This window comes from Terrabacter sp. Root181, from assembly GCF_001428505.1.
Taxonomy (GTDB): domain Bacteria; phylum Actinomycetota; class Actinomycetes; order Actinomycetales; family Dermatophilaceae; genus Terrabacter.
Genome location: NZ_LMHU01000008.1, coordinates 149,346 through 174,991, shown reverse-complemented (window position 1 = coordinate 174,991; position 25,646 = coordinate 149,346). Strand labels below are relative to the sequence as shown.

Genomic DNA, 25,646 nt, shown 5'->3' with positions numbered 1-25,646 from the left:
GGCGGCGTGAATCGACGCGCGGGCCGTCTCGGGGCGTGGCCGTCCACACCCCCCTGCGGCGGGAGCGGGTTGTCCCCAGCGGGTGCTCGGGCACGGGCGGGTGGACGACCGGCTCCTAGCGTCGGGGTATGCCGTTCCGACCCGCCCAGAGACCGCCGGACCTCGAGCGTGTGGCCCGGGTCCTGGCGTCGGGGTCGAGCAGGTCGGTCGGCGGCGAGGACGCGGACCCGGCTCCTCGGCCGGCTGAGGGGGCCGGTGGCTGGGTGCCGCTCGCTCCCGGTGCGGGTTCTGCGGGTGGTCCGGTCGGGTCGGCCGTGCGCAGGCTGACGCAGCGGGCCACCGAGGACGACGAGGTGGCTCGCCTCGATGCCGACCTGCGCCGGGCCCGTCGGCCTGGCGTGCTCACGGTCCCGGACGAGCTGCGCAGCGGGCGGCGCGGCGTGAGCAGCGCGGCGGTCGTGTCGTTGCTGGCCCTCGTCGTGGCCGTCGGCTGTGTCTTCGTCCTGCGCGTGCTGTGGGCCGAACGGTCGGCGTCGGCGCCGGACGTCGCTCCCGGACCGTCGAGATCGGTCCAGCTCGTCGGCGGGACGGCGGCTGCGGCGGCGACGGTCCCGGGGCTGGGCGCGGGGACGGGCACGGGCGCGACGGCCGGCCCGGGGGCCTCCGGTTCGCCGGGGTCACCCGCCCCGACCGCCGGCGCCGAGCTGGTCGTGCACGTCGTCGGGCAGGTCGTGCGGCCGGGCCTCGTGCGGCTCCGGCCGGGGGCGCGCGTCGCCGATGCGATCAGCGCAGCCGGTGGCACGCGGGACGGTGCGGACGTCGCAGCCCTCAACCTCGCGCGGCTCGTCGTCGACGGCGAGCAGATCCGGGTGCCCAGGCCGGGGGAGTCGCCTGCCGCGGTCGGCGGAGGGGGGCCCGGCGGCCCGGGCACAGGGAGTAGCGGTGGAGGTTCTGGCTCGTCCGGTGGCTCGGGTGCCCCGGTCAGCCTCAACACGGCGGACGTCGCGGCCCTCGACACCCTGCCCGGTGTCGGCCCGGTGCTCGCGCAACGGATCATCGACTGGCGCACCGAGCACGGCCGCTTCACCTCGGTCGACGAGCTGGGGGAGGTGAGCGGCATCGGCGACAAGCTCATGGCGCAGCTGCGCCCGAAGGTGACGCTGTGACGCCCCGGGCACCTGCTCCGCCGACGGAGCGCGTGCAGGCGCCGCGCGGCCCGTCACTCGTCGTCCTGACCGGTCGGGAGACGGTGCGTCGGGTTCGTCCGCGCACGTCGCGCCGCCTCGACCTGCGTCTGCTCGTGCCCGTGGCAGTCGTCTGGCCCGTCGTCGCCTTCTGGGGGCTCGTCGGCCCCATCTGGCTCGTGGCCACGGTCGCGCTCACGGCGCTCGCGACGGGTGTCCTCTCGGCCGTGGTCGGAACGGCCGGGACCGGCGGGACGGCCGGTCGTCTGGCCCGGGACACGCGGGCGCGCCGGCCGAGCGTGCGCGCCCGAGGGCGCGCCGCAGCTCTTCGCGACCTCGCGGCGCTGTGTGCCGTGCTGGCCCTGCTCCTCGGCGCGGCGGTCGGCCACCGGGCGGTCAGGACCGCGGGCCCGGTCGGCGACCTCGCCACCGACCGCGCCGTGGTCACGGTCCGGGCCACGGTCGCGGGTGATCCCCGGGCGGTTCGCAACGGGTCCGGCGGAACCGCCGGGGGCCAGGACCGTGCGCACGCTCCCTCCGTCAGCGTCGTGCGCCTCGACGTGACCCAGGTCGCGGGCCGGGGCCGGAGCTCGATGGTGACCGCTCCCGTGCTCGTCGTCGGTCGGGGACCGCAGTGGTCCACGCTGCGCTGGCACGACGAGGTCGAGGTCGTCCTCCGGCTCGGACCGGCCGAGCCGGGTGACGACGTCGTCGCGGTCGCGACGCCGAAAGGAGCCGTGCGCGTCGTCGGGGGAGCGGGTGGGGTCTTCGCGGCCGCCGACGCCGTGCGCCAGCGCTTCCGTTCGGCCACCGACGCCCTCTGGCCCGACGCGCGCGGGCTGGTCCCGGCGCTCGTCGTCGGAGACACGTCGCAGACCCCGCCCGACCTCACCGCGGCCATGCTCGCGACGGGTCTCAGTCATCTCAGCGCCGTGTCCGGCAGCAACGTCACCTTCGTGCTCGCCGCGGTCGTCTGGCTCTGCGGGCTCGTCGGCGTCCGTCGGCGCTGGCGACCTCCGGTGGCGGCTCTGGGCCTGCTCGGCTTCGTCATCCTGGCGCGCCCCGAACCCAGCGTCGTGCGAGCAGCCGTCATGGGCCTCGTCGGGCTGCTCGCCCTGTCGACGTCGCGGCGCCGAGCCGGCATCCCGGCCCTGTCGGCGGCGATCGTCGTGCTGCTCGTGTGGGACCCGTGGCTCTCCCGCTCGTTCGGCTTCGCACTGTCGAGCATCGCGACCCTCGGCCTGCTGGTCCTCGCCCGGCCATGGGGTCGCACCATCTCGCGGAGGCTGCCCGACCGCCTCAAGCCGTTGGGACCCGTCCTCGCGATCTCGATCGCAGCCCAGGCCGTCTGTGCCCCCGTCGTCGTGCCCCTGCAGGGGAGCGTGTCGGTCGTCGCGGTGCTCGCCAACCTCCTCGCAGCACCCTTCGTCGCGCCGACGACCGTCGTCGGAGTCGGCGTCGCGCTCGTGTCGGTCGTCTGGGTCCAGGGTGCATCCTGGCTCGCCTGGGTGGCGGCCCTGCCCGCGCAGGCCATCGCAGCGGTGGCCCGCTGGTGCGCGGAGCTGCCCTTCGGGAGCATCGCCTGGGGTGACTCGGCCGAGGCGGCGGTCCTGCTCGCGGTCCTCACCGCCGCCGTGGTCGCCGCGGCGCCGTGGGCGTGGTTCCGCACGCGGCACCGACCGACGGTGGCCGTCGCCGTGGTCGTCCTCGCGGTTGGCTTCGCTGCGCCGACCACCCCGATCGCCTGGCCCCCACCGGGGTGGGCCGTCATCGCCTGCGACGTCGGGCAGGGCGACGGACTGGTGGTCGACAACGGCGGCGGCCACGTCGTCGTCATCGACACCGGGCCCGACCCGGAGCCGATGAGGGCGTGCCTCGACCGCATCGGCGTGACCGCCGTCGACCTCGTCGTGCTGACGCACTACCACGCCGACCACGTCGGCGGCCTGCCCGCCGTGCTCGAGCGGCCGGTCGCCGAGATCAGGGCCTCGCCCGTGCTCGACCCTCCCGCCGAGGCAGCCCGCGTGGCCCGGCTCGCGGCAGCCGGACGCATACCGCTGGGCGAGCTACGCGCGGGGGAGCGCTTCACCGTCGGCGCGGTCAGCGCCGACGTCTGGTGGCCCGCGCGGCGCATCGACGCGGGGTCGGTCCCCAACAACGGCTCGGTCGTGCTGACCATGCACGTGCACGGTCTGACCGTGCTGCTGGCGGGCGACATCGAGCGTGAGGCCGCGGCCCAGGTGCTGCACGAGTCGCAGCTCGACCCGCAGCGCTGGGGCCGCATCGACGTGCTCAAGGTGGCGCACCACGGGTCGAGCAACCGTGACGACCGCATCCTCGACCACGTCGACGGACGCGTGGCGCTCATCAGCGTCGGGAAGGGCAACGACTACGGCCACCCGGCGCCGGCCACGATGAAGGCGCTGCAGGAGCGAGGGTTCGAGGTGCACCGCACCGACCTCGAGGGCGACGTCGCGGTCGTGACCGACGGGGACGAGGTCCGGGCGGTCTCCGGGTGACGCGCTCCCTCAGTCGCCCCGCTCTGAGGCGAGCTCGAAGTCCGCGAAGTCGAAGCCGGGTGACACGAGGCAGCTGACGAGCGCGTCGGCGCCACCCGGCACGGTGCGCTGCCAGACGTGCGCGGGGACGACCGCCTGGGCCAAGTCTCCGGCCGAGGGGTCGGGACCCAGCACGACGGAGTCCACCTCGCCGTCCGACGGTGGCTGCGCCCCCGTCCCGCCGAGCTCGAGCACGACCGAGCCGGTGTGGGCGAGCCACACCTCGTCGGACGCGACCCGGTGCCACGCCGAGGACTCGCCGGCGGGCAGGAGGAAGTGGATGCGAGTGGCGGTCGCGCGCAGACGACCGTCCGGCAGCGTCACGGTCTCGGGGGAGACCCACGTCTGGCGGAACCATCCGCCCTCGGGGTGTGGCTGCAGGTCGAGGACGTCGGCGAGGGGCGGGCGCATGTCGTCCATCATCCGCTCCTCGCGCCGGCCCTTCGCGCCCGCCCCTCGCGCCGGCCGCTCAGCCGCGCTGGGCGGAGGGGTCGGCCGGCTTCGGCGGCCACGGGAAGAACCCACTCGTGCGCCGCACGTAGTCGGCGTAGTCCGGACGGCGGTCGCCGATGTCCTTCTCGAGCAGCTTCTTTCCGGTGCCGCCGTAGAGGTTCCACACCATGACGGCCGGTGACAGGACCGTCAGCACGCCGGGCCAGGCGCTCGCCGCGACGAGGAAGAGCCCGGTCCAGACGCTCGCGTCGCCGAAGTAGTTCGGGTGCCGCGTGTAGCGCCACAGGCCGGTGTCGAGCACCGTGCCTCGGTTGGACGGGTCGTTGCGGAAGCGCGTCAGCTGCAGGTCGCCCACCGACTCGAAGAAGAAGCCGATCGCCCAGACGACGACGCCCAGCCACAGCACCCAGCCGATGCCACCCTCGACGAACATGGCGATCTGCACCGGCAGCGAGACGAACCACATGATGAGGCCCTGCGGCAGGTAGATGTGCAGCAGCGCGTACGTGTTGGGGTTGCCGTCGGTGCGCTTCAGCATCGCCTCGTAGCGCGGGTCCTCACGCTTGCCGCGTGACCGGCTGAAGATGTGCGCCGCGAGACGCAGTCCCCACAGAGCCGTGAGCACGAGCGCGAGCCAGCGGCGTAGCGCGTCGCCTTGGCCGCCGCTCGTGGCGAAGGCCGTGAGGGCGATGGCCACGAAGCCCAGCCCCCAGGTCACGTCGATGACGGCTTGCCTGCCCACGCGCAGGGCCACGGCGAAGGTGATGCCGAGGACGACGACGACCGCGAGCGCGGTGAGCAGCAGCGTGCGCCCGAAGGCGCCGCCGTCGAAGCCGGCGGCATCCGCCGCCGGAGCCACGACGGGGGAGACGGTCGTCCAGACCGACGTCACGGTGGTCACCAGGCCCGGACGGGCGGCATACCGCTACGGCCGTCGGCGGTCGGCCTCACGGCGAGGATCTGGTCGACGCCGATCCGGCCCTCCTCGAAGGCCAGCGCGCCGCCGACGAGGTAGAGGCGCCAGACGCGTCCGACCTCCTCACCGACCATGGCGACGACGCGGTCCCAGTTGGCCTCGAAGGTGTCGTACCAGGCGTGGACGGTCCGCACGTAGTGCTCGCGCAGGGCGTGGACGTCGCGCACCTCGAGACCGGCCTGCTCGATGAGGTCAACCGTCTCGCCGACGGGCCGCATGTGCATGTCCGGGGCGATGAAGGCCTCGATGAACGGGCCGCCGCCGGGTCGCGTCGTGCGCGACATCTGCTGGATCAGCGCACGCCCGCCCGGGCGCAGCAGCCGGTGGATCTGGCCGGTGAAGGTCGGGTAGTTCTTCTGCCCGACGTGCTCGCCCATCTCGATCGAGGAGATCGTGTCGAAGGGGCCGTCGGGCACCTCGCGGTAGTCCTGCAGGCGGATCTCGACCCGGTCCTGCAGCCCGCGCTCGCGGATCCGCTCGTCGATGAACGCCTTCTGCTCGCTCGAGATCGTCACGCCGACGACGTGCGCGCCGAACGTCTCGGCCGCGTGGAGCGAGAGCGAGCCCCAGCCGCAGCCGATGTCGAGGTGGCGTCCGCCGGGCTCGATGCCGAGCTTGCGGCAGACGAGGTCGAGCTTGTCGCGCTGCGAGTCCTCGACGGTGTAGCGGGCGTCGGTGCTCGTCCAGTAGCCGCAGGAATACGCCATGTGCGGGTCGAGGATCAGCGAGTAGAAGTCGTTGGAGAGGTTGTAGTGGTGCTCGATGGCGCTGCGGTCGCGGGTCTTGGTGTGAAGGCGGCCGCGGAGACGGGCCTGCGACACGGGCGGCTCGGGCGGAAGCCCGACGACACCGAGGTCGAACGCCGTCCGGATGCCGTTCTTCGCGACGGCGGCGACGGTGCCGGCCGGGGGGCGGCCGCCGGAGAGCTCGCGTGCCGTCGACCAGACGCGCCGGAAGCCGTCGAGCAGGTCGCCCTCCACGTCGAGCTCGCCCGTGACGTACGCCTGGGCGAGACCGAGCTCGCCGGGGTGGCGCACGAGGCGGCGCAGCGCGGCGGGGTCGCGCAGGACGACGGTCGGGGCGTCGGCGGGTCCGGCGAGGGTGCCGTCCCACGCCTTGAGGCGCACGGGCAGCTGCCCGCCGAAGAGGGGCTCGACGACGGCCGCCAGCCGGGCGGCGATGCCGTTCGGACGGGAGGACGCCGCGGAGGGGGCGGGAGCGTCGGGGCGGTCGTCGGTCATGGTCATCAGGGTGGCCTCTCGTTGGGGTCGACTCGAGATGATTCGGTGCCGGGCGCGGGGCGGATGGGGCGGCGCGGCGCACCGTCATGGAGATACCCGGATCGCGCCCTCGCGTCCCGCGCCTGCCCCCACGAGCCGTCGGGCCACGAGCAGGGCAGAACCTGGAGCTCGGGGCGGACGGTCAGGGGGTGACCTGCACGGGGACGGCGCTGACCGTGGCGCCTCGTGTCGATGTCGCGGTCACCGTGCCCGACGCGTCGGGTCCGGCGGGTGAACCCTTGATGCGCACGGACCATGCGCCCGTGGTGTCGACGGCGGCCGACCCGATGAGGGTGTCGGCTGCCCCGAGGCGCACGGTCACGAGATCCAGCGGCGGGCCGGTCGCCGTCCCGACGACGCGCCACTCGCGGGTCGAGGTGCGATAGGTCGCCTGCGTGACGACGACACGGTCCACGAGCTGGTGACCGTCACCTTCGCCGTGCTCGTGCCGTCCGGCCCAGTCGCGGTGACGGTGAAAGCCAGCGGCGAGGTCATTCTGTGCGGACGGAGCCGCGCCGCTCACCGTGCTCGGTGCTCCCACCGACACGGTGAACGTGCCCGAGACGGCATCCGTGTCGCTCCTCCAGCCGGGCATGAGCCGAGGCAGGTGTCGCGACGGACAGGAGGACGAAGCCGCCCAGCACCCAGCCGAGCAGCCTGCGGAGCAAGCTGGTTCGTCGCCGTCGCTGCATGGCCGTGCCCCCGAGTCTCCGTCGGCCCTCTGACCGTCCGGGTGCGACGAGGATCGCACGACACGCCCACGTCCGCACCGAGTTTGGTGGCGATGGCGACCGCACCGGTCAGGAGGAGACCCCCACCGACCCGTCCCGTCTCGCGTCCCCGGCGGCCACCAGCCCGTCCGGACCCAGCACCGCTGCGCCCACCCCACCGAAGTACATGTGCGGACCTGGGAAGCGGTGCGACGGGAGTCCGCCCGCCTCGACCGCGGCCGCGATGTCGTCCGACGGCTCGTGCTCGACGCGTGGGGACCCATCGTCCATGAACCGCACGTGCAAGCGCGGGGCGTCGATCGAGTGCTGGAGGTCGTCGCCGCGAAGGAGTCCGCGTCCGAGCACCTGCATGAGCGCCGTCGTGATCCGGTCCGCCCCGGGTGAGCCGACGGCGAGCGCGGTGCCCGAGGAGCTGCGGCCGGTGGTCGGGGCCATGTTCGAGGCGAGCCGCGTGCCGGGGGACACGGCGTGGATGCCGAGCCGGTTGAGCTCCGGCTCGCCCAGGGCGTTGTTGAGCAGGATGCCGGTGCCGGGGATCACCATGCCGGCGCCGTACCCGCACGACATCGTGATGGCACATGCGTTCCCGTGCTCGTCCACGGCGGAGACGTGAGCGGTGGACGCCGAGGTGGGAAGCCCCGCCAGCCCGTGTCGCTCCACCGCCTCGAGGAGGGCGTGGCCGTCGGCGTCGAGGTCGCGGGACCTGTCGTGGACGGAGAGGCGGTAGGCGAGGACCCGGCGCTGGATCTCGATGACCTCGGCCCACGTCCAGTCCTCGTGCCGCGCCAGCTGGCCGAGCATGGCCGCGAGCATCGGGCCGCCCACGGAGGGCGGCGGGTTGAGGGCGATGTGCCAGGAGCCGACGGTCCGCATCGTGGGTGCACGCACGACGGCCTCGTATGCCGTGAGGTCGGCCATCGTGATCAACCCACCGTTCGCGGCCATGTCCTCGACGAGAACGCGCCCGACGGCGCCGGTCGTGAAGAGCGACACCCCTTGTGCCGCAAGTAGGTCCAAGATGTCGGCGAGGTCGACGTTGAGGGAGGTCTCGCCGGGCTCGAGCGGTCCGCCGTCGGCTCCTGTCACGAGGGCGTGGGCCTCGGGGTCGTGGCCGAAGAGCGTGTCGCGGACGATACCGAGATAGAGAGCGGCGGCCGCGCCGACCCGGTATCCGTCGCGACAGGTCCGGGCCGACGGCTCCACGAGCCGCCGCCACGGCACCTTCCCGAAGCGGTCCCTGGCGGCTGAGAGTGCCTGCACGGCACCGGAGTTCGCGACCGCAGCGTGTCCCGCACCGATCGTCACCCCGCCGCCGTAGTCGGTGGGGACCTGCCGAACGCCGTGGCCGAAGGCCGACCGGTCCAGTCCCCGGCCGGGCATCTCGACGTTGCCGTCGATGACGACGGGGTCGTCGCCGGCGAGCCACACGTTGACGAAGGCGCCACCCATCAGGCTGACGACCCCGGGCTCGGTGCTCATGGCCGCCAGGGACGCGGCGATTGCCGCATCGACGGCGTTTCCGCCCTCGGCTGCCACCTCGAGCCCGGCCTGCAGAGCCGCCGGACCCGGAGCGGCGAGCGCCACACGGCTCATGAGGTCGCTCTGCCGCTCGAGTGGTACTCCGAGTTCGGCACGAGCCCCAGCGCCGTCGACACCCGGTTGGTGAGGTTGAACATCCCGACGACCTGGACGAGCTCGACCACCTGGTGGTCGTCGAGTCCCGCGGCTCGCAGTGGGCCGAGGTCGGCCTCGGTGACCTCGGCGGGATGGAGAGTCAGCTTCTCGGCGTAGGAGGCCATCGCGTACTCACGGTGGGGAAGCCCTGCCTGCCGCCAGTTCGAGGCGACGAGGTCGGCGGTCACAGGGTCTCCGGTGTGCTCACGGAGGGCTGCGCCGTGGCTCACCTCGCAGTACGTGCACCGGTTGACGCTGCTGACGACGACGGCCAGCAGCTCGCGGTCGGCGTTGCTCAGGTGCCCCTCCTTGTTGACGAGGAGGTTGAAGTAGCCCCACCACGCGAGGAACTGTTCGCCGTTGACCGCCTGGGCGCGAAAGACGTTGGGCACGAAGCCGACGGTCTCCTGTGCCTTGTCCCAGAGGCGGCTCACGCCCTCCGGGACGTCGTCGCGCTCGGGCACGGCCAGGTACGAGATGCGCTCACGGTCACCCATGAGGCCCACCGTATGCCGGGTGGGGGCCGAGCGCCCGTGGCGCGCCCTCACGCGGCGACCCAGCCGTCAGGCCTTGGCGCCGACGAGCTCGGCGGTGGAGGCCTTCGGGTCGGCGCCGGCGGCCTCGCACAGCGCGTCGAGGGCAGCGGCGACGGCGGGCACGCGCTGCAGGTCGGGGGTGGTCACGGCGAGGATCTGGCGGCGCGACGCGGGGGAGAGCGGCAGGGTGGCGACCTCGTCGTGCTTGGCGGCGTTGAGGATCAGGTCGGGCACGAGCGCGACGCCGAGACCAGCGGTGACGAGGCCGAGCTGGGCGACATAGTCCTCGGTCTCGAAGGCGACGTTGGGCCGGAAGCCCGCGGTGTCGGCGAGCGACAGCAGGTGGCCGCGGCATCGGGGGCAGCCGGCGATCCACTCCTCGTCCGAGAAGTCGGCCAGTGACGCGGCCGTGTCGCCGGCGTGCGGGTGGGTGCCCGGGACGACGAGACGCACCTCGTCGTCCATGAGGCGGCGCGTCACGAGCAGCGACAGGTCCTCCTCGAGCTCGCCGAGGTCGCCGCCCTCGTAGGCGAAGGCCACGGCCACGTCGCAGTCGCCGTTGCGCAGGGCCGCGAGCGACTCCGGCGGCTCGGCCTCGGTGAAGGTGACGGTGATGTCGGGGTGACGGGCCTTGAGGATCGCGAGGGTGCGGGGCACGAGCGTGGCCGACGAGCTGGGGAAGGCCTGTAGGCGGACGCGCCCGGCGCGCAGGCCGGCGATCGCGGTGATCTCCTCCTCGGCGGCATCGAGCGCGGCGAGGACGCCGACGGCGTGGCGCGCCAGCACCTGACCGGCTTCGGTGAGGCGGACCTGGCGGCCGTAGCGCTCGACGAGGACGGTCCCGGTGCGCTGCTCGAGGCGCCGGACCATCTGCGAGATGGCCGGCTGGGTGAAGCCGAGTGCGTTGGCGGCGCTCGTGAAGCTTCCCTCGTCGGCAATGGCCTTCATGACCCGCAGGCCGGCAGCATCGATCATGTCCTGATCATAACCGAAGATTATGGAAGACGTGAGATTCTGTGCGCGCAGGCGCGGCTTCGCCCGCGCGGGGGGCCGTCGGCGCCTAGACCGACTCGAGGACGCTGACGTAGTTGGCCACGGCGAGCCCGCCCATGTTGTGCACGGCAGCCCGCTGCGCCCCCTCGAGCTGCATCGGCCCCGCCGTCCCCGAGAGCTGCATCGCCGCGAGCACGTGCTGGGACACCCCGGTCGCACCGACCGGGTGCCCCTTCGACTTGAGCCCACCCGAGAGGTTGACGGGCAGCCGGCCGTTTCGGGCCACCGTGCCGTCGTCGAGCAGCCGGGCGCCCTGACCGCGTGGCGCGAGGCCGATGGCCTCGTAGAGGACGAGCTCGGCGATGGTGAAGCAGTCGTGGAGCTCGACGAGGTCGAGGTCGTCGAGCGACGTGCCGGACATCTCCATGGCGCGCTGCCAGGCGGCCACGGTCCCGGCGAACGCGAGCGGGTCACGCTTGGACGCGGGCAGGAAGTCGTTGGCGTGGCCGAAGCCGGCGAGGCGCACCGGGTCGACACGCCCGCCGGTCGGGACCGTCGAGAGCACGAGGGCCGCCGCGCCGTCGGAGACGGGCGAGCAGTCGGTGCGGCGCAGCGGCTCGGCCACGACGGGGTTGCGGTCCGAGACGGTCCGGCAGAAGTCCTCGCCGAGGTCCTTGCGCAGCTGGGCGTACGGGTTGAGGACGCCGTTCCGGTGGTTCTTCGCGGCGATGGAGCCGAGCGCGTCGCCGACCGGGCCGTACCGCGTCTCGTAGTGCCGGGCGACGTCGGCGAAGAGCCCCGCGAACCCCGTCGTCGAGGCCCGCCCGGCCAGCTCGTAGTCGGCGCCGAGGAGTGCGGCGCCCACGACCTCGGCCGAGGCGTGCGTCATCTTCTCGGCTCCGATGACGAGCACGGTCCGAGCCGTGCCGGCGAGCAGCGACTTCACGCCCTGGTGAACGGCGGCCGATCCCGACGCGCACGCGTTCTCGACACGGGTCGCGGGCACGTGGGCGAGGTGGTCGCTGACCTGGAGCGCGAGCGACGACGCGAAGGCGAGCGGCCACATGCCGGAGTTGAACGTGCCGAGCACGACCTCGTCGACCTGGCCCGGCTCGATGCCGGCGCACTCCAGGGCCTCGCTGGCGGCGCGGACGACGAGACTCTCCAGGGACTCGTCGTCGAGACGGCCGAAGCGGGTGTGCCCCCATCCCGTGAGGAGGACGTCGGTGCCGAAGGTGTCTCGAAGGCTCATGCGGCCACGCTAACGACGGCATCCACGCGGGGCGTGGGGTGAGCGGCCACACGAGGACGCTCGTGGTGTCGCCGCGGCACACGTGGTCGCCGGGACGGAAATGGTTGTCTGGCAGGCATGGTCGATGACGACGTGACGCGCTGGGTGCTGCCCCTCGCGCTCGAGGAGAAGGCCGCCGAGTTCGGGGACCGGGAGCTCGTGCGCGTCATCGGCGAGGGCTCGATGACATATGCCGCCGCGGCCCGCGACGCACGCCGCGTGGCGTCCCGACTCGCGTCCGCCGGGGTGCGTCGCGGAGACGCCGTCGCGGTGCTGCTTCCCAGCGGGCTGGAGTTCCTCCGTGCGTGGCTGGGGCTCGGGCGCCTCGGCGCCGTCATCGTGCCCATCAACACCGCGCTCGAGGGTGCGTTCCTCGCGCACCAGCTGGTCGACTGCGGGGCCCGGTTCGTCGTGGCCGACGACGACGGCGCCCGTTCCGTCCGTGAGGCGCTGGGCCCGGACGCCGGGCTCACGTCCGTCGACCTCTCGGGCTGGCGGTCGGAGCCGGAGTGGGACGGACCGCTGCCCCGCGCCGCTGACACGGCGTGCCTCATGTACACCTCCGGCACCACCGGCCCGTCGAAGGGGGTCGTCATGCCGCACGCGCACTGCGTGCTCTTCGGCGTCGGCAGCATCGAGGGGCTGGGTCTGAGAGACGACGACCGCTACTACGTGACGATGCCGCTCTTCCACGCCAACGGGCTCTTCATGCAGCTCGGGGCCACGATCCTCGCCGGCGCCGGCGCGGTCCTGCGCCCGCGCTTCAGTGCGAGTGCGTGGGCGCGTGACGTCCGCGAGCACCGGTGCACGGTCTCCAACCTGCTCGGCTCGATGTCCGAGTTCGTCATGGCCCAGCCGCGGAGCGACGACGACCACGAGCTGGGTCTGCGCATCGTGTGCCCCGTCCCGAACCCGCCGGCGCACGAGGCGCAGTGGAGAGACCGGTTCGGTGTGCGCGAGGTCGTGTCGGCATACGGCATGACAGAGGTCAACATCCCGCTCTACGGGCGGGTGGGGCGGTCGCGGCCCGGCTCGGCCGGGCTCGTGCTCGACCGGTGGTTCGAGGTCGAGGTGCGCGACCCGGAGACGGACGTGCCCGTGCCGCGCGGGACGGTCGGCGAGATCATGGTCCGCCCACGGGTTCCGTTCGGCTTCATGACCGGCTACCACGGGCTGCCGGAGGCGACGGTCGAGGCCTGGCGCAGCTTCTGGTTCCACACCGGTGACTCAGGCGTCATGGACGGCGACGGGTGGGTGACGTTCGTCGACCGCACCAAGGACTGCATCCGTCGTCGCGGCGAGAACATCTCCTCGTTCGAGGTGGAGGCGGCCGTGGCCGCACTCGAGGGCGTCGCCGAGGTCGCCGCCTACGCGGTGCCGTCCGTGCCTGCCGGCACCGAGGACGAGGTCATGCTCGCGGTCGTCCCCGAGCCGGGAGCCGACCTCGACTGCGCAGAGCTCGTGCACCGCCTCGACGCCGTGCTGCCACGCTTTGCCCGACCCCGCTACATCGAGCTCGTCGAGGGGCTGCCGCGGACGCCCACGGCCAAGGTGCGCAAGGCCGAGCTCCGGCGCCGTGCGGTCACCCCTGCGACGTGGGACCGGGAGGCCCGGTCGACCGACGTAGGCTGACCGGGTGCAGCAGCCGAACGGCATACCCCCGCAGAGCACGCCGACATCCGCGGCCACGGTCACGGCGACGACCCGGCTGTCCACCTCGCGCACCCTGCCGCTGCAGACGCACGACCTCGGCACCTTCGACGACCTCGTCGACCTCGTCAGCGGAGGCGGCGTCGTCGTGCTCTCCGGTGCAGGCCTGTCGACCGAGTCGGGCATCCCCGACTACCGCGGGCCCGACGGGACACGTCGCGTCGAGCCGATGACGTACGGAGAGTTCGCCGGGTCGAGCGAGGCGCGACGGCGCTACTGGGCGCGCAGCTACATCGGCTGGCAGCGGTTCAACGCCGCCGAGCCCAACGACGGCCACCGCGTCGTCACGGACCTCCAGCGGGCGGGATACGTCGGGCCGATCATCACCCAGAACGTCGACGGGCTGCACCAGGCGTCGGGCGCGACGGACGTCGTCGAGCTGCACGGCTCGCTCGAGCGCGCCGTCTGCCTCACCTGTGGTGAGTACACCACTCGAATCGGCTTGCACGAGAGGATGACCGAGGCCAACCCGGGCTTCCGGGAGCGCTTCGCGGAGGCTGCGAAGGCCGTCGGCTCGCAGTGGGGGGAGCAGGTGCGCCCCGACGGTGACATCGTGCTCGCCGACGCTCTCGTCGCGTCCTTCCACGCCCCGCGCTGCCTCGTCTGCGGCAACGACACGGTCAAGCCCGACGTCGTCTTCTTCGGCGAGTCGGTGCCGAAGTCCGTGGTGGAGCGGTGCTTCTCGCTCGTCGACGGGGCCGGTGCGGTCCTCGTGCTCGGCTCGTCGCTGTCGGTCATGAGCGGCTACCGCTTCGTCCGCCGCGCGCACCAGCGTGACGTGCCCGTCGCGATCGTCACGCGCTCGGCCACCCGCGGCGACGCAGAGGCCACCCTGCGCCTGCACGCGCCCCTCGGCCCGACCCTGACGGAGCTGCGTGATGCGCTCGGGCACTGAGCAGCCTTGGTATGCCACCCTGCCCGGGTCCGGGCCCGGCCCGTCCGTCCGCTGGACGTCCCCGGCGTTCGAGGCCGAGCTGCGCGACTGGGTCGGAGGGGTCCTGGGCGGGCTCGGCGTCGATCTCGTCTCGCTCGAGCCCGTGCACCAGCGCCCGTGGTCGACGGTCTGGCGCGCCGGGACCTCCGACGGTGCCACCTTCTGGGCCAAGCAGAACTGCGACCACCAGTCCTTCGAGGCGACGCTGCTGGTCGTGCTGGACCGCCTGGCACCGCACCGGGTCGTCCCGGTCGTCGCGGGCGACCTCGAGCGCGGACTGCACCTCGTGCCCGACCAGGGGCCGGTGCTGGCCCGGACGGTCGCCGACGACGACGTCGACGCCTGGTGCCGGGTCACGGCCGAGGCCATGCACCTCCAGCGCGACCTCGTCGGCCACGAGCCCGACCTCGTCGGTGCGGGCCTCACGACGCTGCGCCCGGACGAGTCGGCGGCCTACGTGGAGGCGCGGGTCGAGTCCCTGGCGGCCCTGCCCCAGGACGACCCGCGTCGGATGGCCGATGACGTCGCCCAGCGGCTACGCGACCTGCTGCCCGACGTGGCGGTCTGGGGTGAGGAGGTCGCCGCGCTCGGCCTCGCCGACACCCTCGTGCACAACGACCTCCACGCCAACAACGTCTTCGCCACGGCGGATGGCATGCGCTTCTTCGACTTCGGCGACGCCGTGCTCGCCCACCCCCTGTCCGCGCTCTTCGTCCCGCTCAACGTGCTGCTCCACCGGTTCGAGGCAGCCCCCGACGACCCCCGGCTGAGACGGGTTGCCGACGCGGCGCTCGAGGTCTGGGGCGACGTCGTCCCCGTCACCTCGCTCCGGTCGGCCCTGCCGGCGGCGCTGCGGCTCGGTCGGCTCGGGCGTGCCGAGTCGTGGCTGCGGGTCACCGCGACGCTGACGCCGCCGGAGGCCGCTGAGTACGGCGACGCCGGGACGTGGTGGCTCGGTGCGCTCGGCGACGAACCGCCCCTGTCCTGAGGGCTACTCGGCCACCGAACGGGCCGATCGTGCCTCGGCACCTTCGGCGTCGCGCAGGTCCCACAGCTCCTTGGTCTGCACGCCCCAGTAGGCGCCGAAGAGCACGATGATGATGACCTCGGCGATGAGGATGAGGTGGTCGAAGCCGCTCACCGTGAGGGCCGCCAGCACGGTCACCCCGAGAGCGAGGGCCAACGCGACCGCGATGGCGATGTAGATGCGCTTGTAGGCGATCCCCCGCGCCGCGCCGCCGCCGGTCGCACCCTCGTGACGCTCCTCGGCGCGCAGCGCGCTGAAGACCATGACGGCGATGACCCCGGCCACCATGGTGCCCGCGGCGATGCCGTGGCTCAGCGCGATGAATCGGTCGCGCAGCGCGAGGAAGAGGGTCAGCTCTGCGAGCAGCACGAGACCGCAGACCACCGAGACGACCACCGAACGGACCGTGGGCCGCTCGGAAGGGTCGCGGGTCAGCGCGCCCCGCTTGAGCCAGGCGGCCACGACCGCCGCGACGACTGCGACGACGACGAGCGACCAGATGTTGTTGCGCACGGCCGCGGCGATCTCGGCCGGGCTCTGGGTGTACGCGTTCGGACCGCACCGGCCGTCCGGCACCGTCGGGACCATGGCGACGACGAAGGCCATGAAGCCCGAGAAGTTGAGCAGCACGTCCTCCTCGGGTGAGTGGCCCTTGTAGGCGATGAGGCTCGCGCCGAGCGCGCACAGCGAGCCGACGAAGACGGTCCTCGCGGGCGTGTAGTAGTAGGCGCTGATCGAGCCGAGCCAGCACGAGTGGTCGGTCTCCCACCACCACTGGTAGCCGACGGAGAGCAGCAGCATGAGGAGCAGCGCGATCATCGCCCCCCGGAGGTAGCGGTAGGTGAAGACGACGTCTCGGGTACGGCCGGGTGCCATGGCGGTCTCCTTCGCAGGACTCACGGGTCAGAGTCTGTCGCCGCCCGGTCCGATACGCCTCCCGGACGCGACGCTGCCGCCGGCGCACAGGGGCGCCGACGGCATACGTGTCGCTGGCTGCGGGGAGGGGTCAGATGCGGCGCAGGACGGCCGTGACCTTGCCGAGGATCGTCGCGTGGTCGCCGTCGATGGGGGAGAAGTCGGCGTTGTGCGGCATGAGCCACACGTGACCGTCGGTGCGCTTGAACGTCTTGACCGTCGCCTCGTTGTCGAGCATTGCGGCCACCACGTCGCCGTTCTCGGCGTGCTGCTGCTGGCGCACGACGACCCAGTCGCCGTCGCAGATGGCTGCCTCGACCATCGAGTCACCGGTCACCTTGAGCAGGAAGAGGTCGCCCTCGCCGACGAGCTGCTTGGGCAGGGGGAAGACGTCCTCGACGACCTCCTCGGCGGTGATCGGCACACCGGCGGCGATCTGGCCGAGCACCGGGACGTAGGACGCTTCGGGCCGGGCGTCACCCGAGTCGGTCTCGGTGTCGTAGTGGTCGCCGCGCGGACGCGGTGTGGTGGCGTCGCCGCCGCGGTAGCCGAGCTCCTCGGCCTTGGCGTCGGGGGAGACGACCTCGAGGGCCCGCGGCCGGTTGGGGTCGCGGCGCAGGTAGCCCTTGGCGACGAGCGCGTTGAGCTGGTGCGAGACGCTCGACGGGCTGGCGAGCCCGACGGCGTCGCCGATCTCGCGCATGCTCGGCGGGTAGCCGCGACGGTCGACGGAGTTGCGGATGACCTCGAGCACCCGCCGCTGGCGGACGGTCAGACCGTCTCCGGTCTCGCGATCGGGAAGCTCGGTCACGCCCATGGTGTCCCCTTCGTCGGCTCGTCAGACCGCTTCGTGACGCCGGGTGTGGGGCCAGTGTCAGTGGTGGCTGGTGAGGTCTGTGGTGTGAGGAAAGACTACGCAGTTCGAACACAGTTGCCAAACACCTGTTCGATGCGTGTCTCGACTTCATCGAACATACGTGCTACAACTCGTACAGACGTTCTATCGAACATGTGTTCGCCGGTTCAGGAGCAAGGGGAGGTCACCATGAGCGCCATCGTCCTCGAGGTCGTTCGTCAGCCGCACACCGAGGAGCCCGCGCGGTCGCAGGCGACCGGTCGACCCCGCCTCGTCCTGGTCCCCACCGGCCCCGACGCAGCATCGGCGGCCCGGACGGCCCGCGCCACCCAGCCGCCGATGCGGTTGACGCGGTTCGGTCGCCTCGTCGTGGCCCTCCTCGTCGCGGCGGTCGTGTCCGTCCTCGGCGTCGGCCTGGCCGGCCAGCTCGCGTCGGCCACGGGGGAGCCGCGCACCATCACGGTCCGCTCGGGACAGACGCTTTCGGGCATCGCCGCCCGCGAGCTCCCTGAGCTGACCACGTCCGAGGGCGTCGTCGAGCTGCAGATCGCCAACGGACTCAGCACCACCGCGATCCACTCCGGCCAACAGCTCGTCATCCCGGGTCGCTGACCCGAGCCCTCCCGGGGCCGGCCGATGACGTATGCCGTGTGCTCGGCTGCGCCCGGCCCGACCCCACCCGATCCGCCGCGTTGGCTCCACCTTCAGCGGCTGGCGGTAGCGGCGCTTCGACCCCGCCGTTCCTGCCCCGGACGCCGCACCCCCTGAGGAGGGGGTGCGGCGTTCTGCTGTGCCCGGTCGTCGTTGTGGGGCAAGGGCGCCCGGGTCGCGCCGCGTGCCCGCACCCCTGTGGATGATGCGCTCGCGGTCCCACGGGCCCGACCTAGCGTGGTGCCCTCGGGAAGGGAGCACGGGATGCGCTACGACGTCGACACCGCCGCACTGCGCGACGACGCCACCTCGATCGCTGAGGTGCTGGAGCGGGTGCGGCGGCTCGGGATCGCTGAGGAGCTGCGGCCCCTGGGCGGGGCGATTCCCGGCGGCCGCGTCGCCGCGGGGCTGGCGCAGGTGGCAGCCGCCTGGGACGTCCGTCTGGCCGGGTCGCGCTGGGAGCTGCAGGAGCTGGGTCGCTTCCTCGCCGCAGCGGCCGACACCTACGACGCGGTCGAGCGGGCTGCGCTGCAGGTCGTCCCGCCGCCTGCCGGTGGACCCCGATGAGCCCGGCGGGCTCCGGTGCGAGCGGACCCGGCACGTTCACGGTCGCCGACCTCCGGGCGTGCCGGCCGGAGTCGCTGCTCGCGGTGGGTCGCCGGCTCGAGGACCGCCGCCGCCGGGTCCTCGGCCTGGCCGAGCTCGTGCTGTGGCGTCGCGCGGCCGCTCCCCGGTGGTCCGGGGCCGCCTCCTCGGCTGCGGCCGACCGCTACGGGTTCGTCGTCGCCGGGCTGGGGCGGCTCGCGAGCAGCATCGCCGCGACCGCACACGCCGTCGGGCACGCCGCCGCACGTCTGCAGTCGGCGCTCGACCTCCTCGGCCGGGCCGACCGGCGGGCTGCCGACGAGGGGGCGTGGCTCGACGGCGAGGGTCGCCTCTTCCTTCCCGTGCGGGCGTCCCTCGGTGACCCGGCTGGGGAGGCCCACCGCGCCCGGCTCGACGAGCTGCTGCGGGCCGAGGTGCACGCCTGCCTCAGACAGGCCCGGTGCGCAGCCTCCGAGACCGACGAGGAGCTGTGGCGGGCCCTGCTGTGTTCAGCCCGTGGCGCGACCGGACCGATCGGGACCGGGGTGCAGACGCCGTCCCCGTCGGCGCCCCCGCCACCCCCGCCATCCCCGCCACCCCCGCCACCTCCGCCCGCGGCGGCCGGCGGTGTCGGTGCGCAGGTGTTCGCCTCGGCCGCCTGGTGGCGATCCCTCACGGACGAGGAGAGGCGTCGGGTCCTCCGCGAGCGTCCCGAGTGGGTGGGACCTCGCGACGGGGTGCCGGCGGCCGCACGCCACGAGGCGAACCTCGCCCTCCTCGCTCGTGCGGAGCGGGTCGCGTCGGCCCGGGCGCGCGAGGCCCAGCGCTCGGCGTCGCCGGGCAACGCCGCCCAGCGGACGCGCGCTGCCGAGCACCTCGCGGCCCTGCAGGCGGTGCGCGACGTCCTCGGGCGGGGCGACGGAGGTCCGCGACGCCTCCTGCTGGTCGACGCGACGGGCCTCGACGTCAAGGCGGTCGTGGCGGTCGGAGACGTCGACCGTGCCGATCACGTCGTGACCTTCGTCGGTGGGCTGTCGACCATGGTGGGCGCAGACCTGCGCCGCTACGACGACACGTTCGTGTGGATGCGGTCCGAGGCGAGGGCCCTCGCGCCCGGTGAGGACGTCGCGGTCGTGACGTGGATGGGCTACGACGCGCCACAGGTCCACGAGATCGTCAGCTCGGTGGACCGGAACGTCCTGAACGCCAAGCTGGCCCGTGACAATGCCGGCGCGCTGGCCGACTTCGTCACCGGCGTGGAGGCGGCGCGCGAGCGGGCCGCCCACCAGACGGTCTGGGCCCACTCCTACGGCGGGACGCTGGCGGGCTTCGCCTCCCTGCGCACGAGCGCCGTCGACGACGTCGCGGTCTTCGGCGCGCCGGGCCTGCCGTTCTCCGACGTGGCCCGCACGACACTCAAGCCCGGGTCCCTCAACGTCCTGGGAGCCGTGGGTGACGACGTCTTCGGCTACGGCTGGATGGTGCACGGCACGTCCCCGGCCGACGTCACCGGGGCGAGCAGGCTGTCGACCTTCGCCCTGAAGCAGTCCGGGACCGGGTGCAACCACTGGCTGCACCCGCGCTCCGACTTCGTCGACCTCGGCCGTACCTCGGCCGGCCACTCCGACTACCTCCGCGCCGGCACCGACAGCGCCCGCAACCTCGTCGCGATCGCGGCGGGGCGTCCTGACCTGCGGGTCTTCCAGGGCGCCGACGAACGCGCGTGCACCACGACCGGGCCGAGCCTCGGGACCGACCCGATGCGCTGGCCGAGGCTCGTCCCGTGAGCGCCGACATCGGCTGGTTCGGCTCCGGCCCGGACCCGCCCGGCCCTGACGTCGGCCGCGGGACGGCCGCCGCCCGGCGTGACCGTCTCGTGGCCTGGGCGTGCGGGTGGCTGACGTTGCTGCAGACGCTGCCCTACGTCGTGGTCGGCTGGATCACCGACGGCGGGAGCGCCGCCGGTGACGGGGCACTGTCCGCCCTGTCGCCCGCGTCGCTGCTCGGGGTCGTGGGGTTCGGGGTCGTGCTCGCGGTGGCGCTGTCCCGACCCGGTCTGCAACCGCCCGTCGAGGAGGGTGTGGCCGTGGGTGTCGCCGACACCGGCCACCTCCTGCCGACCCGCCCGCCGCGTGTCGCGTCGTCGGCTCGGTCGGGCCTGCGGAGATTGCGCTGGGGGGCTCTCGCGTCGCTGGCGGAGGTCGGGGTCCTCGCGGGAGCGGTCCTGCTCGACAGTGCCGCTCGCTCGGGCGCGGTGGCCGTCGGCGACTCGCTCGACGACGGATCGGCGCTCGGGGCCTACGTCGCCATCGCGCTCCAGGTGCTCGTGACGGACCCGCGGGCTCCCATCGCCGTCGTCGTCGCGCTCGTCGCGCTCACCCTGGCGCGGCGTCCCGTCAGGCAGCGCCGTCGAGCCCGTCAGGGCCTGGCAGGGCCGCCGGCAGCTCGAACCACACGTCGGTCCCCGGGCCGTCCGCCGAGCGGATGCCGATCGAGCCGCCGTGGGCCTCGATGATGCGTTTGACGGTGGCCAGGCCGATGCAGCTGCCGTCGACGGACGTCTCGACCCGGTTGAAGAGGCCGAAGACCCGGTCGCGGTCGGCGACGGAGATGCCGATCCCGTGGTCCCGGACCTAGATGTGCCAACGGTCCCGGACAGGCACCGACGTGATCTCGATGCGGGGCGCGACCCCGGGACGGGCGTACTTCACGGCGTTGGAGACGAGGTTGAGCAGCACCGAGTAGAGCTGCTGACCGTCGGCGGGCAGGGTCGGCAGCGGGCCCGCCGTGACGGTGGCCGGCCGGACGGTGAGCGTCGGTGCGAGGTCCTCGAGCACCGAGGCGAGGACGGCGCCCAGGTCGGTGTCGGTGCGGTGCAGCTCGGCGCCGACCCGGGCGTGGGCGAGGATCTGCTCGATCATCCCCGCCATCCGCGTCGCCGAGCGGAAGGCCGTGGCGACGAGACGTTCGGACCGCTCGTCGGCAGCGACGGCCGGCTGCTGCCCGAGCATCTCGGTGCTCGCCATGATCGCCGTCAAGGGGGTGCGCAGGTCGTGGCTCACCTGGCCGGCGAAGACCGACATCGCCTCGTTGGAGCGGTGGAGCTCGTCCCTCGTCTCGGTGAGAGCGGCGAGCGAGTCCTCCAGCTCGCGGGTCCGCAGGCGCAGCTCGAGGACGTCGACGACACGCTCGGCGATGGCGACGAGGACCTCCTCCTGTGCCCCGTCGAGCTCGCGCGGCTCAGAGTCGAAGACGCAGAGGCGGCCGATGATGACACCCTCAGGGGTGGTCAGCGGCGCCGACGCGTAGAAGCGGACGGTGCCGAGGATGCCTGTCACGAAGGGGTTCTCGCGGAACCTGGCGTCGAGGCTCGCGTCGGGCACGACGACGCGGTCGGTGTGCTCGAGCACGGCCGCGCACATCGAGTCCTCGCGGGCACAGATCGAGGCGGCGAAGCCGGTGGTGGCGATCTGCTGCTGCTGCGTCGCGGTGATGAGGTTGATCGCCGCTCGGGGGACCGCACAGACCTGGGCGGCGATGTCGACCAGCGCCTGGAGCTCGCGTTCGGGCGCGTTGCCCAGGACGTCGTAGCCGGCCAACGCCTCCTCGCGTCGCTGGGCACGGTCGAGGACGTCTGGGGCTGATGTCCGGTTTATCACGATAGGAGGACTCTGTCATGGGCCCGCCGAGGGCAAGGACCCGGCCCGAGATGTCACGTTGCGATGGTGGGTCCGCGAGTTATACAAGGGGTCTTGTGGAAGTTCCCGCCGACCCGCGAGGGTGGGCGACATGCCGCGACGCCCCGCCTCCGAACGCCACACCACCACCAGTCCCGCCTCCGACGAGCTCGGCAGCGAGACCGGCAACGCCCTGCTCGACGTCCTCACGGCCTTCCACCACCCGACCCGTCGCTGGCTGTGCGAGCTGCTGGCCGTCGAGGGTCCGGCCCCCGTCGGCCTGCTGGCGCGGCGAACGGGCCTCGCGGTCGGCTCGGTGAGCCACCACCTGGGGACGCTGCTCCGCTACGGCTTCGTCGAGCCCGCGCCGGAGCTGGCCAGGGACACCCGCGAGAGCTGGTGGCGCAGCCGTCCCCGTCAGCTCTCGTGGGACGCCACCGACTACGACCAGGGGACCGTGGCGCGGCGGATCGCGTCGACCGCCGAGGCCGAGAACTTCCGCCACCACGTCCGGGCCGTCCAGCGGTGGCTCGCCGAGGGAGAGTCAGCACCCGCAGAGGTGCGCCACGCGTCGGTGGCGACCGACACCCTCGTCGCCGCCACCGTCGACCAGATGGGCGAGCTGAGCCGCAGGCTCACCGAGCTCGTCGTCGAGTGGAGCGAGGAGTGCCGTGCCGACGCCCGGACCCGCCCCGACGCAGCCCGCCTCCCGGTGCGGGTGTCGGCACGCGTCTTCCCCAGTGGGCCGGTGAAGCCGTGAGCGCCCGCACCCGAGCCGCGACCAGCCTGCAGACGGGCGCGCGCCTTCCCGCGCTCCCGGCCGAGCCGACTCTCATCGGCGCCCCGCCGCCGCCGGTCGCCCGCGACCGGATGGTGCACACCTGGGTGGCCTCAATGGCGCTGTCGTGGTTCGGCGACGCCGTGTGGACGGTGGCGCTGGCCTGGACGGCCGTGCACACCCTGTCGCCCGCGATGGCCGGCGTGGTCCTGGGAGCCGAGACGCTGCCGCAGGCGGTCTTCGTCCTTCTCGGCGGGGTCATCGCCGACCGGTGGGACACGCGTCGCATCCTCGTCACCGGTCGCCTCGCCCAGGGGGCGGTCCTGCTCGCCGGAGCCGCTGCGTGGGCGGCCGGGGTCCGGGGCGCGCCGTTCCTCATCACGATGGGCGTCCTGCTCGGCACTGCCACCGGGCTCACCCTGCCGGCCGGGGCGACCCTGGGCCGCCAGCTGGTGCGACCCGCGGACCTCGCGACCGTGAGCGGCTGGAACCAGATCGGCGCCCGCGTCGCGCGCCTGCTGGGCGCTCCGGCCGGTGGCGTGGCGGTGGCCGTCGTGGGCCCCGCCGGGGCCATGCTCGCGAATGCCGTCACCTTCGTGGCGGTCGCCGCCGTCCTCGCGTTCGTGGTGCGTCCGCGCTACCTGATGCCCAGGATGCCCCACGCGTCCTGGACGGCGAGCCTGAGGGACGGGGCGGCATACCTGCGCGGTGACGAGTCGGCGCGCCTGCTCGTGCTGGGGCTGGCGGCCCTCAACGTCTTCGTCTCCCCGGTCATCGCCCTCGGGATCGCCCTGCGCGTCAGCGGCTCCGGTTGGGGCTCGGCCTGGCTCGGTGCCGCGGAGGCGGCCTTCGCGCTGGGTGCCATCGCCGGCAGCGTCGTGGGCATCCGCTGGAAGGTGGCCCGGCCGGCCCGGGCCGGCTTCGCCGTGCTCGTCGGGCAGGGGGTGTGCATCGTGGGGACCGGGGTCGGTTCGCGCGCCGTCCTGCTGGCGTCGATGCTCCTCATCGGCCTCGCGGCCGGGGCGGCCTCCGTCTGGCTCTCCGGCACCTACCAGCGCACCATCGCGCCGAGCCATCTCGGACGCGTCTCCTCCGTCTCCAGCTTGGGTGACATGGCGCTCGTGCCGCTCGCCATCCCGGCCTTCGGCGCGCTCGCGGCCGTCACGTCCGTGCTGACCGCCGCCGCTGTCTACGGCACGGCGATGTCGCTGCTCTGCCTGTGGTTCGCGACGCGTCCGGGCATCGCGCGACTGCGCTGACCGTCCGGGTCGCGGTGGCCGGCCGGTCTTCACCGAATTGCGCCCGGGCCCGCCCCGGAGGACTACCGTCGAAGGGCTGGCCCCTGTGGCGGGCCCGGGTGTGGGAGGCAAGCATGAGCCTGAAGGACTCTCTGTGCGCGGTCGAGCTCTTCTGTGAGCTGCCCGACGACCTCGTCGAAGAGGTGATCGCGCGCGGCTCCACGGTGGAGGTGGGCCCCCGAGTGCCGGTCGTCAAACAAGGCGACCGCGGCGCCGGCATGGTGATGCTGCTCAAGGGATCGGCCGACGTCGACGTCGACGGCCGCGCCGTGGGTTCGCTGTCGAAGGGCGACTACTTCGGTGAGATGTCGCTGATCGACGGGTCGGGGCGCACGGCCACCGTCACGAGCGGCCCAGACGGCCTCACCGCCTTCCGGCTCTCACCGGCCGCGTTCACCGACCTCATCGACCAGCACCCGCACACCGCCGTGCTGCTCCTCAAGGGGCTCGTCACCCGCGTGCGCCAGCTCGAGGAGCTGGTCAGCGAGGGCGCAGCAAGCTAGTCGGCCCAGACGCGTCACCGCACCGCCCGCGGTGGGGCCGCCGGAGCGCCCCGGAAGGCCCGGTGACCGCGGGCCCGGCCGGACGGCATACGCTCGTGGACCCGCAGATGGGGGAGTGGGCGGCACGGTCCACCCCTAGATGTTGGGATGGGGCTCGCGCGACACGCCGGGACTCCTGGGACTGGAGTGACGTTTGTGCAGGTCAGCGGCGCGACGCGCCGGGCCGGGATCACGTGCTTGCGATCGGGGTCACACCGTGCCTAGAGTTACCCCTACATCTAGTAGTTACACAGATGTAAGACGTCCACATGTAGTCCCCAGGCAAACGGGGGTTACACACAGGTCATCCCCATGTCGTCCCCAGACCCATCCCCAGCCCGACCGGTCCCACGAACACCGGGCGGGTCCCCGGAACGGGTGCGAGACGGCATACGGGATGGCTCGTCAACGTTGAACGACTGGGTCTCGGGGAAGGAAAGGTGACCAGACGTGCACTGTCCGTTCTGTCGCCACACCGACTCGCGGGTCATCGACTCGCGCACCACCGACGACGGCGCCTGCATCAGGCGTCGGCGCCAGTGCCCCGAGTGCAACCGCCGCTTCACGACGCTCGAGACCTCGAGCCTCAACGTCATCAAGCGGTCGGGGGCCTCCGAGCCGTTCAGCCGGGCCAAGGTCCTCTCGGGTGTGCGCAAGGCATGCCAGGGACGGCCCGTCAGCGAGGACGACCTGGCCCTCCTCGCCCAGAAGGTCGAGGAGGCGATCCGGTCGCAGGGAAACGCCGAGATCGAGGCGCACGAGGTCGGCATGGCCGTCCTCGAACCGCTCCGCGAGCTCGACGAGGTCGCGTACCTCAGGTTCGCCAGCGTCTACCAGGCGTGGGAGAGCCTCGAGGACTTCGAGGGAGCCATCGCGCTCCTTCGGGCCGAGCACGACGCGCTGGGGGAGGAGCCCACGGCTCCGTCCCGGCTCGGCGTCCAGCGGTAACCACCCTCCACAGCACGTCCGGAGCACCCGCACTGTCGGTGCCCCACGC

At 73.1% G+C, this 25,646-nt stretch carries 24 protein-coding genes; 12 read left to right on the top strand and 12 right to left on the bottom strand.

Annotated elements, in window-relative coordinates; translation table 11 throughout:
* Positions 1–128 precede the first annotated feature (128 nt).
* Together ASD90_RS24025 and ASD90_RS17135 are read left to right on the top strand one after the other, a co-directional pair.
* Positions 129–1,166 carry a ComEA family DNA-binding protein gene (locus ASD90_RS24025; RefSeq protein ID WP_082591823.1) on the top strand — a complete coding sequence of 346 codons (1,038 nt, stop codon included), beginning with the start codon at positions 129–131 and terminating at the stop codon, positions 1,164–1,166.
* Complete coding sequence (locus ASD90_RS17135) at positions 1,163–3,703, top strand: ComEC/Rec2 family competence protein (protein ID WP_235506735.1); 2,541 nt, start codon at positions 1,163–1,165, stop codon at positions 3,701–3,703. The genes ASD90_RS24025 and ASD90_RS17135 overlap by 4 nt, the downstream gene beginning before the upstream one ends.
* Before the next feature lie 9 nt (positions 3,704–3,712).
* Here ASD90_RS17135 and ASD90_RS17130 read toward each other — a convergent pair whose 3' ends face one another.
* The 8 genes from ASD90_RS17130 to ASD90_RS17095 form a co-directional block, all read right to left on the bottom strand.
* Complete coding sequence (locus ASD90_RS17130; RefSeq protein WP_235506733.1) at positions 3,713–4,162, bottom strand: cupin domain-containing protein; 450 nt, start codon at positions 4,160–4,162, stop codon at positions 3,713–3,715.
* 49 nt (positions 4,163–4,211) lie between these two features.
* Positions 4,212–5,087 carry a DUF1295 domain-containing protein gene (locus ASD90_RS17125; RefSeq protein WP_369793623.1) on the bottom strand — a complete coding sequence of 292 codons (876 nt, stop codon included), beginning with the start codon at positions 5,085–5,087 and terminating at the stop codon, positions 4,212–4,214.
* Positions 5,088–5,092: 5 nt separating this feature from the next.
* Complete coding sequence (locus ASD90_RS17120; protein WP_369793622.1) at positions 5,093–6,418, bottom strand: class I SAM-dependent methyltransferase; 1,326 nt, start codon at positions 6,416–6,418, stop codon at positions 5,093–5,095.
* Between the two features lie 175 nt (positions 6,419–6,593).
* Positions 6,594–7,046: a hypothetical protein gene (locus ASD90_RS17115; RefSeq protein ID WP_056759268.1), complete on the bottom strand. Its 453-nt coding sequence runs from the start codon at positions 7,044–7,046 to the stop codon at positions 6,594–6,596.
* Between the two features lie 205 nt (positions 7,047–7,251).
* Positions 7,252–8,775: a gamma-glutamyltransferase gene (locus ASD90_RS17110; RefSeq protein ID WP_056759266.1), complete on the bottom strand. Its 1,524-nt coding sequence runs from the start codon at positions 8,773–8,775 to the stop codon at positions 7,252–7,254.
* The gene (locus ASD90_RS17105; protein ID WP_056759264.1) at positions 8,772–9,353 is read right to left on the bottom strand and encodes a peroxidase-related enzyme; all 582 of its coding nucleotides are present in this window, start codon (positions 9,351–9,353) and stop codon (positions 8,772–8,774) included. The genes ASD90_RS17110 and ASD90_RS17105 overlap by 4 nt, the downstream gene beginning before the upstream one ends.
* A gap of 66 nt (positions 9,354–9,419) precedes the next feature.
* Positions 9,420–10,367 (bottom strand): LysR family transcriptional regulator, encoded by a 948-nt coding sequence (locus ASD90_RS17100; RefSeq protein WP_056759262.1) that lies wholly within the window; start codon positions 10,365–10,367, stop codon positions 9,420–9,422.
* An 85-nt stretch (positions 10,368–10,452) separates the two neighbouring features.
* Entirely contained in the window at positions 10,453–11,637 is a 1,185-nt protein-coding gene (locus ASD90_RS17095; RefSeq protein WP_056759260.1) for an acetyl-CoA acetyltransferase, read from the bottom strand.
* 117 nt (positions 11,638–11,754) lie between these two features.
* Here ASD90_RS17095 and ASD90_RS17090 point away from each other — a divergent pair, with 117 nt between their 5' ends.
* From ASD90_RS17090 to ASD90_RS17080, 3 genes are read left to right on the top strand one after another with little or no spacing between them, the layout of a single operon-like run.
* Positions 11,755–13,308, top strand: a complete 1,554-nt coding sequence (locus ASD90_RS17090) for an AMP-binding protein (protein WP_056759258.1) — start codon at positions 11,755–11,757, stop codon at positions 13,306–13,308.
* A 4-nt stretch (positions 13,309–13,312) separates the two neighbouring features.
* On the top strand, positions 13,313–14,281 hold the full coding sequence (locus ASD90_RS17085; RefSeq protein ID WP_200958646.1) for a Sir2 family NAD-dependent protein deacetylase: 969 nt from the start codon (positions 13,313–13,315) through the stop codon (positions 14,279–14,281).
* Positions 14,265–15,308 carry an aminoglycoside phosphotransferase family protein gene (locus ASD90_RS17080; protein ID WP_056759256.1) on the top strand — a complete coding sequence of 348 codons (1,044 nt, stop codon included), beginning with the start codon at positions 14,265–14,267 and terminating at the stop codon, positions 15,306–15,308. Before ASD90_RS17085 ends, ASD90_RS17080 begins: the two co-directional genes overlap by 17 nt.
* 3 nt (positions 15,309–15,311) lie before the next feature.
* Here ASD90_RS17080 and ASD90_RS17075 read toward each other — a convergent pair whose 3' ends face one another.
* Together ASD90_RS17075 and lexA are read right to left on the bottom strand one after the other, a co-directional pair.
* Positions 15,312–16,223, bottom strand: coding sequence for a hypothetical protein (locus ASD90_RS17075; protein ID WP_056759254.1), 912 nt, complete (start codon positions 16,221–16,223; stop codon positions 15,312–15,314).
* A 130-nt stretch (positions 16,224–16,353) separates the two neighbouring features.
* On the bottom strand, positions 16,354–17,079 hold the full coding sequence (gene lexA, locus ASD90_RS17070; RefSeq protein WP_056759249.1) for a transcriptional repressor LexA: 726 nt from the start codon (positions 17,077–17,079) through the stop codon (positions 16,354–16,356).
* A gap of 228 nt (positions 17,080–17,307) precedes the next feature.
* On the opposite strand from lexA, the gene ASD90_RS17065 reads away from it, so the two are divergent.
* The 3 genes from ASD90_RS17065 (at position 17,308) to ASD90_RS17055 (ending at position 20,141) form a co-directional block, all read left to right on the top strand.
* Positions 17,308–17,730, top strand: a complete 423-nt coding sequence (locus tag ASD90_RS17065; RefSeq protein WP_056759246.1) for a LysM peptidoglycan-binding domain-containing protein — start codon at positions 17,308–17,310, stop codon at positions 17,728–17,730.
* A gap of 303 nt (positions 17,731–18,033) precedes the next feature.
* Positions 18,034–18,336 carry a hypothetical protein gene (locus ASD90_RS17060; protein ID WP_056759245.1) on the top strand — a complete coding sequence of 101 codons (303 nt, stop codon included), beginning with the start codon at positions 18,034–18,036 and terminating at the stop codon, positions 18,334–18,336.
* On the top strand, positions 18,333–20,141 hold the full coding sequence (locus tag ASD90_RS17055; protein ID WP_056759243.1) for an alpha/beta hydrolase: 1,809 nt from the start codon (positions 18,333–18,335) through the stop codon (positions 20,139–20,141). The genes ASD90_RS17060 and ASD90_RS17055 overlap by 4 nt, the downstream gene beginning before the upstream one ends.
* A gap of 609 nt (positions 20,142–20,750) precedes the next feature.
* On the opposite strand, the gene ASD90_RS24765 is transcribed toward ASD90_RS17055, so the two are convergent.
* A complete protein-coding gene (locus ASD90_RS24765; RefSeq protein WP_369793630.1) occupies positions 20,751–20,966 on the bottom strand; it encodes an ATP-binding protein in 216 nt (71 codons plus the stop codon).
* 21 nt (positions 20,967–20,987) lie between these two features.
* Positions 20,988–22,013: a histidine kinase dimerization/phospho-acceptor domain-containing protein gene (locus ASD90_RS17045; RefSeq protein WP_082588816.1), complete on the bottom strand. Its 1,026-nt coding sequence runs from the start codon at positions 22,011–22,013 to the stop codon at positions 20,988–20,990.
* A gap of 130 nt (positions 22,014–22,143) precedes the next feature.
* Here ASD90_RS17045 and ASD90_RS17040 point away from each other — a divergent pair, with 130 nt between their 5' ends.
* From ASD90_RS17040 to nrdR, 4 genes are all read left to right on the top strand, one after another.
* Positions 22,144–22,791, top strand: coding sequence for a helix-turn-helix transcriptional regulator (locus ASD90_RS17040; RefSeq protein WP_157623218.1), 648 nt, complete (start codon positions 22,144–22,146; stop codon positions 22,789–22,791).
* Positions 22,788–24,068 carry an MFS transporter gene (locus tag ASD90_RS17035; protein WP_056759235.1) on the top strand — a complete coding sequence of 427 codons (1,281 nt, stop codon included), beginning with the start codon at positions 22,788–22,790 and terminating at the stop codon, positions 24,066–24,068. The genes ASD90_RS17040 and ASD90_RS17035 overlap by 4 nt, the downstream gene beginning before the upstream one ends.
* 113 nt (positions 24,069–24,181) lie before the next feature.
* Positions 24,182–24,610: a Crp/Fnr family transcriptional regulator gene (locus tag ASD90_RS17030; protein ID WP_056759233.1), complete on the top strand. Its 429-nt coding sequence runs from the start codon at positions 24,182–24,184 to the stop codon at positions 24,608–24,610.
* 489 nt (positions 24,611–25,099) lie between these two features.
* Positions 25,100–25,597 (top strand): transcriptional regulator NrdR, encoded by a 498-nt coding sequence (nrdR, locus tag ASD90_RS17025; RefSeq protein ID WP_056759230.1) that lies wholly within the window; start codon positions 25,100–25,102, stop codon positions 25,595–25,597.
* The last annotated feature ends 49 nt before the right edge of the window (positions 25,598–25,646 follow it).